General features: G+C 27.6%; 15 protein-coding genes. 12 read left to right on the top strand and 3 right to left on the bottom strand.

Features of this window, described 5'->3' with window-relative positions; all coding sequences use genetic code 11:
- Positions 1 to 60: 60 nt before the first annotated feature.
- On the top strand, positions 61 to 2,397 hold the full coding sequence (gene lon, locus ACYUE0_RS08510; RefSeq protein ID WP_061995526.1) for an endopeptidase La: 2,337 nt from the start codon (positions 61 to 63) through the stop codon (positions 2,395 to 2,397).
- Positions 2,387 to 2,977, top strand: coding sequence for a ribosome biogenesis GTP-binding protein YihA/YsxC (gene yihA, locus ACYUE0_RS08505; protein WP_460270214.1), 591 nt, complete (start codon positions 2,387 to 2,389; stop codon positions 2,975 to 2,977). Before lon ends, yihA begins: the two co-directional genes overlap by 11 nt.
- Before the next feature lie 106 nt (positions 2,978 to 3,083).
- Here yihA and ACYUE0_RS08500 read toward each other — a convergent pair whose 3' ends face one another.
- On the bottom strand, positions 3,084 to 3,812 hold the full coding sequence (locus ACYUE0_RS08500; RefSeq protein WP_460270213.1) for a lysostaphin resistance A-like protein: 729 nt from the start codon (positions 3,810 to 3,812) through the stop codon (positions 3,084 to 3,086).
- Positions 3,813 to 4,352: 540 nt separating this feature from the next.
- Between ACYUE0_RS08500 and ACYUE0_RS08495 the strand changes: the two genes are divergently transcribed.
- From ACYUE0_RS08495 to ACYUE0_RS08480, 4 genes are all read left to right on the top strand, one after another.
- Complete coding sequence (locus ACYUE0_RS08495; RefSeq protein ID WP_460270212.1) at positions 4,353 to 4,940, top strand: hypothetical protein; 588 nt, start codon at positions 4,353 to 4,355, stop codon at positions 4,938 to 4,940.
- A 54-nt stretch (positions 4,941 to 4,994) separates the two neighbouring features.
- Complete coding sequence (locus ACYUE0_RS08490) at positions 4,995 to 5,330, top strand: hypothetical protein (RefSeq protein WP_199869754.1); 336 nt, start codon at positions 4,995 to 4,997, stop codon at positions 5,328 to 5,330.
- Positions 5,331 to 5,369: 39 nt separating this feature from the next.
- Complete coding sequence (locus ACYUE0_RS08485; protein ID WP_460270210.1) at positions 5,370 to 5,573, top strand: hypothetical protein; 204 nt, start codon at positions 5,370 to 5,372, stop codon at positions 5,571 to 5,573.
- Positions 5,574 to 5,820: 247 nt separating this feature from the next.
- On the top strand, positions 5,821 to 7,014 hold the full coding sequence (locus ACYUE0_RS08480) for a hypothetical protein (protein ID WP_460270208.1): 1,194 nt from the start codon (positions 5,821 to 5,823) through the stop codon (positions 7,012 to 7,014).
- A gap of 137 nt (positions 7,015 to 7,151) precedes the next feature.
- Here the strand turns inward: ACYUE0_RS08480 and ACYUE0_RS08475 are convergent, their stop codons facing one another.
- Entirely contained in the window at positions 7,152 to 8,084 is a 933-nt protein-coding gene (locus tag ACYUE0_RS08475) for a hypothetical protein (RefSeq protein ID WP_199869757.1), read from the bottom strand.
- Between the two features lie 103 nt (positions 8,085 to 8,187).
- A complete protein-coding gene (gene perR / locus ACYUE0_RS08470) occupies positions 8,188 to 8,631 on the bottom strand; it encodes a transcriptional regulator PerR (RefSeq protein ID WP_199869758.1) in 444 nt (147 codons plus the stop codon).
- Positions 8,632 to 9,309: 678 nt separating this feature from the next.
- Here perR and ACYUE0_RS08465 point away from each other — a divergent pair.
- The 6 genes from ACYUE0_RS08465 (at position 9,310) to ACYUE0_RS08440 (ending at position 15,682) form a co-directional block, all read left to right on the top strand.
- A complete protein-coding gene (locus tag ACYUE0_RS08465; RefSeq protein ID WP_199869759.1) occupies positions 9,310 to 10,683 on the top strand; it encodes a PhoH family protein in 1,374 nt (457 codons plus the stop codon).
- 138 nt (positions 10,684 to 10,821) lie between these two features.
- Positions 10,822 to 11,868: a phosphodiester glycosidase family protein gene (locus ACYUE0_RS08460; RefSeq protein WP_460270207.1), complete on the top strand. Its 1,047-nt coding sequence runs from the start codon at positions 10,822 to 10,824 to the stop codon at positions 11,866 to 11,868.
- Positions 11,869 to 11,883: 15 nt separating this feature from the next.
- Entirely contained in the window at positions 11,884 to 12,990 is a 1,107-nt protein-coding gene (locus ACYUE0_RS08455; protein ID WP_460270205.1) for a hypothetical protein, read from the top strand.
- Positions 12,991 to 13,236: 246 nt separating this feature from the next.
- Complete coding sequence (locus tag ACYUE0_RS08450) at positions 13,237 to 13,884, top strand: site-2 protease family protein (RefSeq protein WP_460270204.1); 648 nt, start codon at positions 13,237 to 13,239, stop codon at positions 13,882 to 13,884.
- A gap of 98 nt (positions 13,885 to 13,982) precedes the next feature.
- Positions 13,983 to 14,849, top strand: coding sequence for a ribokinase (rbsK, locus tag ACYUE0_RS08445; protein ID WP_460270203.1), 867 nt, complete (start codon positions 13,983 to 13,985; stop codon positions 14,847 to 14,849).
- Positions 14,850 to 14,986: 137 nt separating this feature from the next.
- Positions 14,987 to 15,682 (top strand): NAD(P)/FAD-dependent oxidoreductase, encoded by a 696-nt coding sequence (locus tag ACYUE0_RS08440; protein WP_460270202.1) that lies wholly within the window; start codon positions 14,987 to 14,989, stop codon positions 15,680 to 15,682.
- The last annotated feature ends 47 nt before the right edge of the window (positions 15,683 to 15,729 follow it).

Below are 15,729 nucleotides of genomic sequence, written 5' to 3'. Positions count from 1 at the left end.
TATACTTTTTTAAATGATAAGCGATGAAATAACATTAATTTATAGAAATGAGGGGAGAAAATGGAGAATAATATAATAAAACTTCCTTTAATACCTTTAAGAGGATTAAGTATTTTCCCATATAATGTATTAAATTTTGATGTGGGAAGAGAAAAATCTATAGTTGCCCTTGAGACTGCTATGACTAAAGATCAAAAAATTTTTTTGGTTTCACAAAAAGATGCTAAAGTTGAAGATGTAGAAAAAGATGATATACAACAAATAGGAACTATATGTACAGTGAAACAATTAGTCAGATTACCTGAAAATTACATAAGAGTGTTAGTTGAAGGTGAATGCAGGGGGAAATTAATAGATTATATAAAAGATGAAAGCAGTATTTTAGGTGAAATAGAAATTATAGAAGATAAAATACCTAGAGAAGATATGGTAGAGTGTCAAGCTTATGTCGCATCTATACTAGAAAGTTTTCAGGATTATTTAGAAGTTACTAATCAGTCCATGGATATAATGATAGATTTAGATGATGAGGAAGATTTAGGAAGAATATGTGATACTATAGCATCCTATATGCTATTAAAACAAAGTAAAAAACAAGAATTACTAAGTGCAATTAATATTAAAGAACGTTTAGAAAAGTTGTTAACAATTATAAAAGGTGAGTTAGAAATTGTAGCACTAGAAAAGAAAATAGGCACAAAAGTGAAAAGTAAAATTGGAAAAGTACAAAAGGAATATTATCTTAGAGAACAAATAAAAACAATTCAAGAAGAATTGGGAGAAGATGATGAAGAGTTAAAAGAACTTAGAGAGTATGAATCTAAGATGGTAAAAGCTAAGCTTCCTAAAGAAGCAAGAGAAAAAGCATTATATGAGATTAAAAGATTAAAAAGCAGTGGAGCATCTTCTCAAGAAGGTCTTAACACAAAAACTTACTTAGATGTGCTGTTAGGTCTACCTTGGGGAACAATAACAAAAGATAATTTAGACATAAAAAACGCTAGAAAAGTATTAGATGAAAAACATTATGGTATGGAAGATGTTAAGGAAAGAATAATAGAATATTTAGCAGTAAGAAAAGTTAGCAGAGGATTAAAAGCCCCAATACTATGCTTAGTTGGACCACCTGGAGTTGGAAAGACTTCCATAGCTGAATCTGTTTCAGAAGCCTTACAACGTAAATTTGTAAGAATGAGCTTAGGTGGAGTAAGAGACGAAGCGGAAATAAGAGGTCATAGAAAAACTTATGTAGGAGCTATTCCAGGTAGAATTATAAATGGTATGAAAAAAGCAGGATCTAAAAATCCAGTATTTCTTTTAGATGAGATAGATAAAACAGGAATGGATCATAAGGGAAATATAGAAGATTCACTATTAGAAGTTTTAGATCCAGAACAAAACAATAGTTTTAGGGATCATTATTTAGAATTAGATTTTGACTTATCAAAAGTATTATTTATAACAACAGCCAATTCACTTGATACTATATCTAGACCACTTTTAGATAGAATGGAGATTATAGAAGTAAGTGGATATACTTTAGAGGAAAAGTTTAATATAGCTAAAAGGCATATAGTTCCTAAATTATTAAAAGAACATAATGTTAAAGAAAGTCAAATTAAGATACATGATTCTGCAATAAAAAAAGTTGTAGAAAATTATACTAGAGAATCAGGAGTTAGAAGTTTACAAAGAAAATTAGCTACAATGATAAGAAAAGCTATAACTGAACTTGTAGAAAAGGATAAAGAAAAAATAGCAATTACATCTAATCATGTAACTAAATACTTAGGTGTAGAAATATTTAGTTATGATGATATGCAACAAGATGACAAAATAGGGGTAGTTACTGGTTTAGCATGGACAGCGTATGGTGGAGATACTCTTCCTATAGAAGTAATGGTTATGGACGGAAATGGAAAACTTGAACTTACTGGTAAGTTAGGTGATGTAATGAAAGAATCTGCAAAAGCTGCATATAGTTATGTAAGATCTAATGCAAACAGATTTAGTATAAAAAATGAGTTTTATAAGAACAAAGATATTCATATACATGTACCAGAAGGGGCAGTACCTAAAGATGGTCCATCAGCAGGGATAACAATGACTACAGCTATGGTATCAGCGTTAAGTAATTCAAAAGTAAAACATAATGTTGCAATGACTGGCGAAGTAACTTTAACTGGAAAAGTGTTGCCTATTGGAGGACTAAAAGAAAAAAGTCTAGCTGCATATAGGATGGGTATAGATACTATAATAATGCCAAAAGACAATAAAAAAGATATAGATAAACTGCCTAAGAGCGTTAAAAATAAGATAAAATTTATACCAGTAGAAAATGTAAATGAAGTACTAAAGAATGCTTTAGTTATTGGAGAGATGAATAATGGAAATTAAACAATCAGAATTTGTTATATCAGCAGTGAAACCACAACAATATCCTACTGATAATAGAATAGAATTTGCTTTTGTGGGACGTTCAAATGTTGGAAAATCATCACTTATAAATACTTTAACAAATAGAAAAAAATTAGTTAAGGTAAGTGGTACACCAGGAAAAACTAGATTAATAAACTTTTTCTTAATAAATAATGAATTTTATTTTGTAGATTTGCCAGGCTATGGATATGCAAAAGTATCTAAAAAAGAAAAGGATAGCTGGGGAAAAATGATGGAGAAATATTTAATAGAACGTCCACAGCTAAAAAAAATAGTGCTTTTAGTTGATTCTAGACATAAACCTACTAATGATGATGTTATTATGTATAACTGGGTAAAACATTATGGGTATAACGTTATAGTGGTAGCTACAAAAAGGGATAAATTAACTAATAATGAGGCAGCTAAAAGTAAAAAAATTATAAGAGAAACTTTAAAAATGGATAAAGAAGAATCAATAGTTTTCTTTTCATCATTAAAAAAAGAGGGTAAAGAAAATTTATTAGAAGAATTAAATAAAAATATAGAATGGGAATAGTTAATGAATATTTATTAGCTAATAAGATTAAATATTTATTAATAGCTTAGAAATTTTAATAACTGTAAAAAACACATACTTTATAAAAGTATGTGTTTTTTTGAGTTTAAGCGAGTTTACTAATAAAAATCAAGGCGGTAGTAATTAAGTTCATCATCATATGAATAGATACTGAATACCAAAATCCTTTATTATGCATGAAATAACATGTTAATAAACTAAGAGTAAATAAAGTTAAAAATGCACTTAGGCTAAAATGCATGAATGCAAAAATTAAACTTGTTATTATAGCAGAAATTATTGGATGAATAAACTTATTTAAGAATTTCTCAAAGAAAAGGTATCTAAAAACAAATTCTTCTAAAATAGGAGCAAAAATAACTGTAGATGGAACGGAAATCAAAAATTTAAGAAGTGTATAATCTGATAATATTTGTACTACGTCTTGTTGTTCAGTGGTTACTCCAATAAATTTTAAAATTATATCCCAAATTAAAGCAGCTACGATTGAAATAGCATAACTGAAAAGTGCATATTTAAAAGCTAATATGAAATTAGTATTTCCAATACTAAAATTATATGAAAAATAATCTTTATCACGTTCGTTTTTCATATACATAATCGCTAATACTACTGCAAAAAAAGGCAATGTATTAGCGTGCATTGGAGGAAGTAATAGTACTACTAATGTATAAATGATAATTGTAGCAATGGATTTGAAAGAAAAAATAGAGAATTTTTTATAATCAAATACTAATTTATACATAAAAAATATAAATGGAAAAAAATACACTAATATTATTATAAAAATATCAATAATTAATGGTAATAACAATAAAAACACCCCTTATGTAAATATTAATTGTGCTAAATTTTATGGACTAATATAAAATATTGATTTATTTTTAATTCTAGGGTTCCAAGTTGACTTTAAAAATTATTCATTCCAAAATTTGGATACCGAAAATAGTGAGACATGCTCCGAATTACTTAAAATTCAACACTACATTTTGCATAAAAATATTTTAAAGTTATTGAATAAATTCAAATGCGAGCGTGTTTCCCTATCAATATAAGAAAATTAAAAGTAAATCTATAATATATTGTAGCATTAATATATTAACCTTAGAACAGATTTTATAATTCAATTTTTTCTAATTAAAATATTTATTATAAAAAATAGTAATATTATGTAACAAAATATGGTCTATGTAAATAGTATATTATTAGAAAACAGAAGAATTAATTGAGAAACAAAAGAATGTAAGATTAACGAAATAAATATAAATTAGTGTCAAAAAAGGAAAAAAATCATAAGATGTAGTGTACAAAAGAAATAAAAAATATATCTAAAATAAAAGGAGGACAATATTTTATGGATATGAATGCTTTATTAAACTTAATTTCCAGTTTAAACAATGGAGAAAACACAGAAAATAATGCAGAAGGATATAGCTCAAATTGTGAATGTGATAAAGGTGGATCTAATCATAACCATAACTGTGGTGGAAATAATAACGACGGATGTGGATGTGGAAACAGAAGAGGAAATAGTATTTGGATATGGGTATTCCTATTAATTATCTTCTGGTGCTTCTGTGGATGTGGCGGAAGTGGATTCGGATGTGGTGGAGCTCAACCAATGCCTCAACCAATGCCTCAACCAATGCCAAACCCATGTTGCAACCCATGTTGCGATCCATGTGCATGTTGTGATCCATGTTCATGTTGCTGTGAACCATGCTGCTGCGGTAGTAAAAAATCTAAAAAATCTAAGAAAGAATATGTTTGCTGCTATATTCCACAACAAGTACTTCCACAACAACAAGTTTCTAATTACGGATACGGATTCGGTGGAGGAAATGGATGCTTCGGCGGATTTGGTGGTATGTGGTTCTGGTGGATAATAATAATATTCTTCCTATTTTGTGGATGCGGATTTGGTGGAAGAAGATTCTGTTAAAATATAAAAATAGTTTAAAAGGAATTAGACAAAACTTAACAAGGAGGGATAAGTATGTTTGGATGTGGAAATAATTTCGGAAATTCTAATAGCTGTTGCAATCCATGCATTATATTATTAATAATAGCTATATTTAATTACCAAGGATTATTAAATACTAGAAACTGTAAAGACAACTCATCAAGAAATGCATTAGTATTGTTATTCTTGTTCTGGTTGTGTTCAGGTTGTTGTGGCAATAACTATAATAACACTATGAATAATAATGTTAGACCATATATGCCATATATGCCATACAGACCAGCTGCACAAACTATGTCATGTATTCCAGTTTGTTGTGTAGAAAGACAAAAACCTAAATGCAAACCTTGTTGTTGTTGCTGTAGATAATTTAGCATCTGTAAATTCAGAGTAAAAGGGGTAGATACTATGAGATGCAATAATGGCATGGGGTTATTTTTACTATTATTAGTAATAGTAATATTAAACCAAGGAAATCTATTAAATACCAATTGTAGAGATGGAAGGTCAACAATAACTATAATTTTATTAGTATTGCTATGGATGTGCGTTTGCAGACGTTCAAGTAATAATGTAGCGTATAGTCCATATAGAACAATTTGCTGTTGTTAATACTTTACAACTAAAGATAAAATATAAATTGCGTTAAAGCCATGGCCCAAGGTGGGGGGTTTTGCAGAGAGATAAGATTTTTAGCAGTCCATGTGAATACATGGATTGCTTTTTAAAGTAATAATTCAATTACAAATTATTACAAAAACATACATAAAACTTAGCCTAATATTAAATTTAAAATAGATAGTATGGAGTTTCATTATAAATTTGAATTGAAGTGTTTGAGAAGTAAAGAGGTGATTGTATGGGTAAACATAAAAAAAGAAGAGGGGAAGAAAAGTATTCAACTAATTATAACAGTTATGAGGGTCCTATAAATCAACAGATGCACATGGGAATGAACTCTAATATGGGATTAAATCCCAATAATGGAACGAATCCAAATATGGGAATGAATCCAAATATGGGAATGAATCCAAATATGGGAATGAATCCAAATATGGGAATGAATCCAAATATGGGAATGAATCCGAATATGGGCATGGATCCAAATATAGCACAGACAAATAATGACCAGGTAAGTGGTAAAAATCCGAATATGAACCAATGGAATAATGTAAATAGTCAAGGATATAATATGAATTCTCAAGGTAATCCTCAACAATTTATGCCACCTAATCCATTTTCAAATTTCTTTGGAGGTGGACTAAATCAAGGAATGATGTCCATTTTGTCTGCTTTAACAGGGCTTGGAGGTGGAGGATCACAACCACAAGGAGACTTTTTATCTAATTTAATATCTACGTTTATTGGTGGAGGAGGAAATCAAGGAGGATCAAACTTTAATAATAATGATAATTCCAATCAGCCTAATATTCAAAATATGATGCCACCAGGATTTAATTTCAATGAGATTGTTAAAATGGTTAATAGTTTTATGAATCAAAATGAACCACAGAACAATCAAAACAAACAAAAAAGCTCAAATAACTCAAATAATCAAAGCAATAACAGTTCTATGAGAAAAGAACAAAATAATATGCAATCAGAATTTGAAAGTATGTTTAATAATATATCAGAAAATGATGTAGCAGCATTTCAAGGAATAATATCAAACTTTTTTGGCATGGCTAGAGATACTATAAATGAAAATATGCCAAATATAGAAGAGTTTTTTCAAGATGCCGATATAAGTGAAGTATTAAATACTTTGAATAATACTGATATGCAAGATGTTGATTTGGATGGATTAGATTTAGAGTTGAATAATTTAAGTTTAAACTCTCTCAATGAAAATTTAAATAGCAATGGTGAAATTATAGATGTAGAAGATGTAGTAGAAGTAGATGAAAAAGAGAAAAATTCAAAAATTAAATCACATATATCAAGAAAATTTAGTGAAGATGAACTTTATGATATAATAAAAATACTTATTCAGTTAATAGAACCATATAAGTTAGAATTATTACAAAAATTTTTAAAAGAAAATAAAAAATAAAAGTGAATAAAAATTATGAGGATGGGTAACATATATAATGTAATAGGAGTTAAAATCTCCATTAACTAAAGATATTTATCTTTAGTTACCCCCCATCCCCCTTGGGACCTTGAATGGTCCCAATTTTTTTTTGAAAATTAGCAACTTAAATCTAAGGAAGTAATTTTATAATCAAAAGAATCATCCAATCTTGTTAATATGATATCAAAAGTGAAATTTCTAATTTTGCTAGGGTCATTTGGATTTATTCCCTTGAAATTTAAAGTCCAACTAACATCTTTAGGGAGTCCTTTTTCATCATAAGTTATATCTTTAAAAAAGCAATCTTGAAAGATATAATTTAAATTGTTATTGGCAACTGTATAAATATAAGTTATAGAATTATCGTTTAATGTAGGACTAAAGTAGTTAGGGATTTCTAGAGAATCATAAGGAAAACTTTGAATCAAGTTTATAAAATCACATATAATACTGTCTCCTATATAATTTTTTTTATATACATAGGGAAATTCTTTTAAAGAATTGTTTGATACAATATAACTATGCAAATCCATATATCCGCTACTAAATTTACCACTTATAATTTTAGGAGTTTTGTTATTTGAATTATCTATAAGACCCAAAATATTATTTTCCTTTGAAAAAACATTTTCGTAAGAACCATTTTTAAATATGAAAATGGTTTGAAGTGGATTTTCTCCAATTGAAGATTGAGTAAATAGTTCTTTAGTATTGTTTCTAGAAATATCTGCTATAGTAATTCTCATAGGCCAATAACTTTTATGCTCACCTAAAGTAGAAAAGTCTTTTGAAGGGTTTAAGCTTAAACTATTTTCTCCATTTAAATTAATTTGAATCAGATAATTCTTATCATCAGTCTTGATGTATAATGCATCTTTACTACCATTGCCATCTAAGTCCTCATTAATAACTGAGTTGTTTACAGTAGGAGAAAATGTAGGCAACGTAGTGTCATTATTATTTGAAGTTAGTAAGTATATAGAAAACAAGATTGTACATATAATACATAAGTATAGTAGTTTATTTTTAAAAAGTCTTTTAAACCGCATAAAATGTCCTCCTAAATAAAAATAGATTTTACATTCCTATTTATGAATTATATGAGTTTGAAAAAAATATATGCAAAAAAACTGATAGCTTTAAGCTATCAGTTTATTTTGTTTCGTTTTTTTCCTCTAACTGCGCTGAATTTTTACATTCACTACATAAGCCATAAAAGTAAACTTGGTTTAAAAGAACTTCATAATCTGTATAATCCTTTATATCATCATTTAAGTGTACAAAAGATATTCCATTGACATCATCAACTCTAGAGCACTTAATGCACTGTATATGAGGATGTGGACAAACAGATGCATCATATCTGAAATTGCCTTCTCCTACATTTAACTCTTGAACAAGATTTACAGACACTAAAACTTTTAATGCCTTATAAACAGTTGCAAGACTCATAGTAGGATAGTCTTCTTGCAGAGATTTATAAATAGTTTCTGCAGAAGGATGCTCTGTAGTAGAACATAAATATTTATAAACAGCTATACGTTGAGGTGTAAGTTTTAATTTTTTTTCTTTGAAGATTTGTGTAAAATTTAGCATAACTATCAACCTCGTTTTATGATTAATACTATTATATAATAAAAATTATTAATTATCAATAAATATTGAATAAAAATATTTCAAAATTAAAAGAAAATAATGTAAATTCATTATTTATAAATCTTCTTTTGAGAAATACAATAATAGAAATAAAAAATTGATATTAAATTATATGGGATTCAAAATCATATTTTAATCTATAAATTGTAAACTTTGTATAACTCTAAAATTTAGTACATACTTGTAGGTAAGTTAATTAATAGTATATTTAAAATTAATTTTTAAAATCATTTATTTCAAAACTTGGATACCTAAAATAGTGAGACATGCTCCCAATCATTTAGAATTTAACACTACATATTGTGTAAAAATATTTTAAGGTTGTTGAATAAATTTAAATTAGAGCTTGTTTCCCTATATATGTAGTAAGTATTATTTGAATAATTTTAATATATTATACTTTTAAATTTGTAAAAACAACAAATATAATAATAGCATATATATGTAAGATAAAAAATACTTTTTGTAAACTAAATAATAATTAGAAAAATTATAAAATTAAAAAACTAATAATATTACTGGAATTTTAAAATAAAATTATTAAAATTAACTTATAATATATTCATTTATTAAAAAACTCTCATATATTAATAATATATGAGAGGAGGGGCATATACTGTGAAAAAGACCTATGTATTAGATACTAACGTTATATTATATTCATCTTCAGCTATATTATCTTTTGGCAAAGGTAATGTAGTAATACCGGAGGTAGTTCTTGAGGAATTAGACAACTTTAAAAAGGATAAAAGTGACTTAGGCGAAAACGCGAGACATGCAGGAAGAATGATAGACGCCTTAAGAAAAAAAGGTTCTTTGATAGAAGGGGTTGAATTGCCTAATGGTGGAAAAATAAGAGTGGAGATGAACCATCATGAAACAGAGATACCACCTTCATGGAATAAATCAAAGGCAGATAATAGAATAATACAAGTGTGCAAAGGATTAAAAGAAAGCGGAGAAGAGGTTATATTAATAACTAAAGACATATTTGAAAGAATTAAAGCAGATACGGTGAATATAAAAAGTGAGGATTTTTATGATACAGAGGTGTCAGAAGATAAACAATATACAGGAAGAATTGAACTTTATATACCATCAAGTAAAATAGAAGAATTTTATAAAAATAGAGTTATAACTAAGGATGATTTTTTAGCATATGATGAAGAAAAAGAAGATTATTATAAGCCGGAGTTATATATTAATCAATTTATATTGATGCATGCAATGGAGAATTCAAGGCAGACTGCATTAGGACGATTTGATGGAAAAAATATAGTCCCACTTTATTATAAAGATGTAAAACCAATGGGGTTAAGTCCAAGAAATATAGGACAAAAATTTATGATAGAAGCATTATGCACAGATAGTTCCAAAGCACCATTAGTAATTATAAAGGGGCCAGCAGGAACGGCAAAAACATTATTTTCTTTAGCTGTAGGACTACAAAAAATTTTTGAGGAAAATAAAGGTGAATATAGAAGAATATTAGTCTGTAGACCAAATGTAACAATGGATGAGGAAATAGGTTTTTTACCTGGAACAGAAGAAGAAAAAATAGCTCCATTTATGAGACCTATATTAGATAATTTAGAAATATTAGTTGATTCTGATGAAGTTGAAAGGTATAAAAATGAAAAAGAACTTCAAGATAAAGTAAGAGAAATATTTGATCGTAGAATAATAGTAACAGAAGCAGTAGCTTATCTTAGAGGGAGATCTATAGTGAAAAATTGGGTTATTATAGATGAGGCTCAAAATTTATCACCTAAGCAGATTAAGGCTATAACAACAAGAATTGGTAGTGGTAGTAAATTAATTTTAGTAGGGGATCCAGACCAGATAGATCATCCTTTTATGAATTCTAGATCAAATGGGTTATGTTATGCATCAGAAAGAATGAAAGGTAGTGAACTTTGCTATCAAATAACTTTAAAATTTGATGAATGTGAGAGATCTCCATTAGCATTTGAAGCTGCTAAAAAGTTATAGTATAAAAAGTTCGATTACAAGATTTTTAAATTTTGTAATCGAATTTTAATTGATTTTTTTTTATTTCTACGATATTATATTAGTGTTTTACAATATTATTAAACATTGACTATATAATATTTTAAAAGGAAGATTATAATGGAAAAAAACAAAAACAAAAACAAGAACAAGTCTAAAAAGTCTAGAAAAGTTATAAAAAAGAAGAAAAAATTTAAGCGAGTAATTGGATTTTTAGTTTTTCAATTAATATTTACATGTTCAACAGCACCTTACATAGCGTATTACGGGCCATTTGAAAATGTTAGAAACACATTAGTTACCACAGCAATGACTACATTAAGTCACCAATGGATTGCCACCAAGTTTTTAAGTGAAGAAAAAATAAATGAAATTTTGAAGGAGCAGGCAATTACAACTTTAGCTCAAAATAAAAATGATAGTAGTGTCAAAGTAGAAAATAAAAATGACCAGACTATATTATTAGAAGAGGTTCAAACAAGTAAGTATAAGGGATATTTACTAACAATAAAGGACCCAACTAGAGTTAAAGTAGGATTTAGCTCAAAACTTAGCACAGAAGGAACTACAGAAGGACAATTAACAAGTGAAATAGCAATGAATAATAATGCTATTGCAGCCGTTAATGGTGGTGGTTTTACAGATGAAGCTACAGGGTCACTTTGGACAGGCACTGGAGGAATTCCTACAGGTATAATTATGAGTGGTGGAAAGACACATTTTAATGATATAGAAGATAATAACTTACAAAGAGAAGTTGTAGCTATAACTCAAGAAGGTGTATTACTTGTTGGAAAATATAGTTTTAATGAGCTTTTACAAAAAAATGTAACAGAGGCTGTAAGTTTTGGACCAGCATTAATTGTAGATGGACAAAAGGCAATAAACTCTGGTGACGGAGGATGGGGAATTGCCCCTAGAACTGCTATTGCTCAGAAAAGAGATGGAACAATATTATTGTTAGTAATAGATGGAAGGCAGGCTAATAGTTTAGGAGCCACACTAAAAGATGTACAAGACATACTATATGAATATGGGGCATGGAATGCAAGTAATTTAGATGGTGGATCATCATCAACAATGTTTTACAATGATGAAATTATAAACAGTCCATCAGATTCGTTAGGAGAAAGATCTGTTCCATCCGTTATATATGTAGAAAGATAGGACAAGGAGAAGTATATGAAAGCGATAAAAAAATTAACACTTTGGATAGTCATTTCTTTATTTGTTCAATTTTTGGGCTTTTATTATGTAGATAGTAAGTTTTTAAGCTCTGCTAGTAATGTAACTATAAAAAAAATAGAAGATTTTGATACAGATGAAAAAGAATATGAAGATGTTGATGTGAAAATATCTGATAATGCAAGTAAAATCCAATTTTCTCATAACTGTAAATATCTATCTTATATAGAAAAAAATCATTTATATGTAGAGGAAATAAAGTCAGAAAAAATAAAAAAAGTACAGTTAGAAGATAATTCAGAAATTAGTTATTATAAATGGTTACCGGATAGAGATAGAATGCTAATTGTAGAAAAAAACTCTGGATATAATGGAATAAAACTAATGGTATCCTCTTATGATGTAAAAAAGGATGAGAAAATATTAATTAAAGATTTTAAGGTTTATGATGAAAATATAGAAGTTAGCGATATAGAATTATCGACACTTACAGGACTTACATACATAAAAACTGTGGATAGTGATAATGTTAGTAGTATTTATAGAATTGATAGAATGGGAGAAGGCTCAAAGATTGAGACTGTACCTAAATATATAAGTAACATGTCATTACTAAGAACAGAAGATATTTTATATTATGAAGGTGAAGTATATAACAAAATATATTCATCTCAAGATAATAAGGAAATAAATATAGACGATGTTGACAAATTAACACTTCTAGGTACCGATAATGAAAAAAATATATATGTTGGTAGTTTGAAGAATGATTTGGTTGAAAGTATATATTATAAAACAATAGAAAGTAAACAAAATTTATCTGAAGAGACGGATGCAGAGAAGTTAGAAGATGAAAAAAATGAATTTGTTAATGATTATGAAAATGACTTTACACAAATAAAAATGACAAGCCCATCAAAAAGTGAAAATATATTTATAAATAGTGAAGGAAAAATTTATGTTCATGATAAAACAAGAAAAACTGTGACAAATGAAATAGATAAAAGTATTACAACATATAATGGTGAGTTTTTATCATTTAGAAATGATGGGATAATGGTTAAAAATGGACAAAATATTTCTGTAATAAAATATAAAAAATAATAATATATTTAATATTAGTTTATTTACAATAAGAGTAAGATGGTTAAATCTTACTCTTATTTTTAAATTCAACTGTAAGAACATAGTGAAAAGTACTTTGAATTATAGAATTTTTAAAAGTGCTATATCTACATAAATAGGTGGCTAATTTTTTTTAGGTGATTATTGAAATGATTAATTATAATATGATAACATAAGAATAATTAGCTAAATGTTCAATAAAACTTGAAGGAAGGGGATGAAAATATGAAGGATGAATTATTGAGAATTGTACTAATGCTTCCAGCAATATTGGTAGCTATTACATTTCATGAATATGCTCACGCTAAAGTAGCAGTTATGTTAGGTGATGAAACTCCTAAATATCAAGGAAGATTAACTTTAAATCCATTTTCACATATAGATTTTTTAGGTTTTCTTATGATGATAATTATTGGTTTTGGATGGGCAAAACCTGTACAAACAAATCCTAGTGCACTTAAGAATTATTATAAGGATGATTTAAAAATATCAATAGCAGGACCTTTAGCAAACCTACTTTGTTCTATAATTTTTATGTTGCTTTTAGTATTGGTAATTAAATTACCTATAAAAAATGAAGATTTACACTTAATATTAAATACTATAGTATATAGGGTTTCATATTATAATTGTTTATGGATGTTTTTAAATTTAATACCTATACCAGGATTTGATGGGTTCCATATAATAAGGGATTTATTTCCTAAACAATTTTTAAAGATTCCTAATCAATTTTATAGATATCAAAATATAATTTTTATATTATTAATAATACCTATATTTGGAGGTAAATCTATATTTAGTTTTATAGTAGGTTATCCTACAGAAGTAGTTATGGAAGCAATAAGTAAATTAGCGTTCTCTATTTTATAGATAAAAGGATCGATTGCATAAATATTGTTATTGATCCTTTTTTATAAAATAATATAAATGAAAAATGACATTAAGATAAAAAAATAAGGAGAGATAAAATGAAAATAGCAGTAATAGGAAGTGCCAATGCAGATTTAGTAACTAAAACTAACAAATTACCTAAACCAGGAGAAACATTAATAGGAGAGAGTTTTTTTATAGGTGAAGGTGGAAAGGGTTTAAATCAAGCAGTTGCTGCATCACGAATAGGTGGAGATGTAAATTTTTTTGGAGCTATAGGAAAAGATACTCATGGAGAATTTTTATTAGAATCTATGAAAAAGAATAACCTAAAGGTAAAAAATATTAAAATTTGTGAACAAGTTAAAACTGGAATAGCTAATATTACGTTATGTGATGGAGAAAATTCAATAGTTATAGTTGCAGGTGCTAATAGTAAGTGTAATATAGAATATATAAGCTCCATTAAAGAAAAAATATTAGAATGTGATATTATAGTACTTCAATTAGAAATACCTTTAGATACAGTAGAATTTATTATAAATCTTGCATATAAAAATAATAAAAAAATAATTTTAAATCCAGCACCAGCAATTAAACTTTCAAAAGAAATTGTAGACAAAGTAAGTTACATAATACCTAATGAGCATGAGTATAAAGTTGTATTACATACAGAGAATGCTATGGAAAAGGAATTGGAAAAATATCCAAACAAACTTATAATAACTAATGGTGAAAATGGTGTTTGGTATTTTGACGGAAAAGAAGTAGTAAATATACCTGCAAAGAAGGTTAAAGTTATAGACACAACAGGAGCAGGAGATACTTTTGTAGGAACTTTTGCAGGTGCTATAGCTAATAAATTTGCATTAAAAGAAGCTATAGAGTTTGGTGTTAAGTGTTCGGGAATCTCAGTAACTAAATTAGGTGCACAAGGTGGTATGCCTTATTTGAAAGATTTGTAAAAATAAAATAATGGGATAAATTCTAAGAATTGTAACATAAGTTACAAACAATAATTAAGTAAAATGGTATAATAAAAGTAAATTTAATAAAACTAATAATAAGTTAAAAATATATTCTAAAGGAGTACTGTAAGATTATGAGTAGTCATTATGGTAATTTACAAAAAATAAGAGATGGAAAAAGAACATATGCTATTACTCCTCATATACCAGGTGGATTTTTAACTCCAAAAACTTTAATGAAAATTGCTATTGTTGCTGAAAAATATAATGGAGTTTTAAAAATAACATCAGGTCAAAGAATTATGATTACTAATTTGAAAGAAGATGACTTAAGTAGCATTTGGAACGAATTAGAAATGGAGCCAGCAGTTAAAAATCAATATTCAGTAAAAAATGTAGAAATGTGTCCTGCAGGATTTTGTAAAAGATCTAAGCATAATACTATAGGGTTAGGAATGAAAATTAGCAATGCATTTCACGGTGTTGACATGCCTAATAGAACTAAAATTGGAGTAGCAGGATGTAGAAATGCATGTGGTAGTGTGTATTCAAAAGATATTGGGGTGTTAACAGATTATAATGGGAAACTTATAGTTTCAGCAGGTGGATCCTCAGGATATCATCAAAGATTAGCTAATATAATAAAATCAGAGCTTTCAGAGAATGAAGCTTTCGAATTAGTTAAATCCATATTAGATTATTATAAAGAAGAAGCTGAATTCGGTGAAAAGTTAGGATTTTTTATAGATAAAATAGGTGTCGAGAATTTTCGAAAAGCAGTTATAAATAAGGCAAATTTAGAATATACAAAAGAAAATAATATTATTTAAAATATAAGAACTCAGGATAAGTAGAAAAAAATTCACTACAGTATCCT

It is taken from the genome of Clostridium sp. CTA-19, from assembly GCF_054767855.1.
The sequence above is the reverse complement of the archived record's forward strand: the minus strand, read 5'-3'. Positions and strand labels throughout refer to the sequence as shown.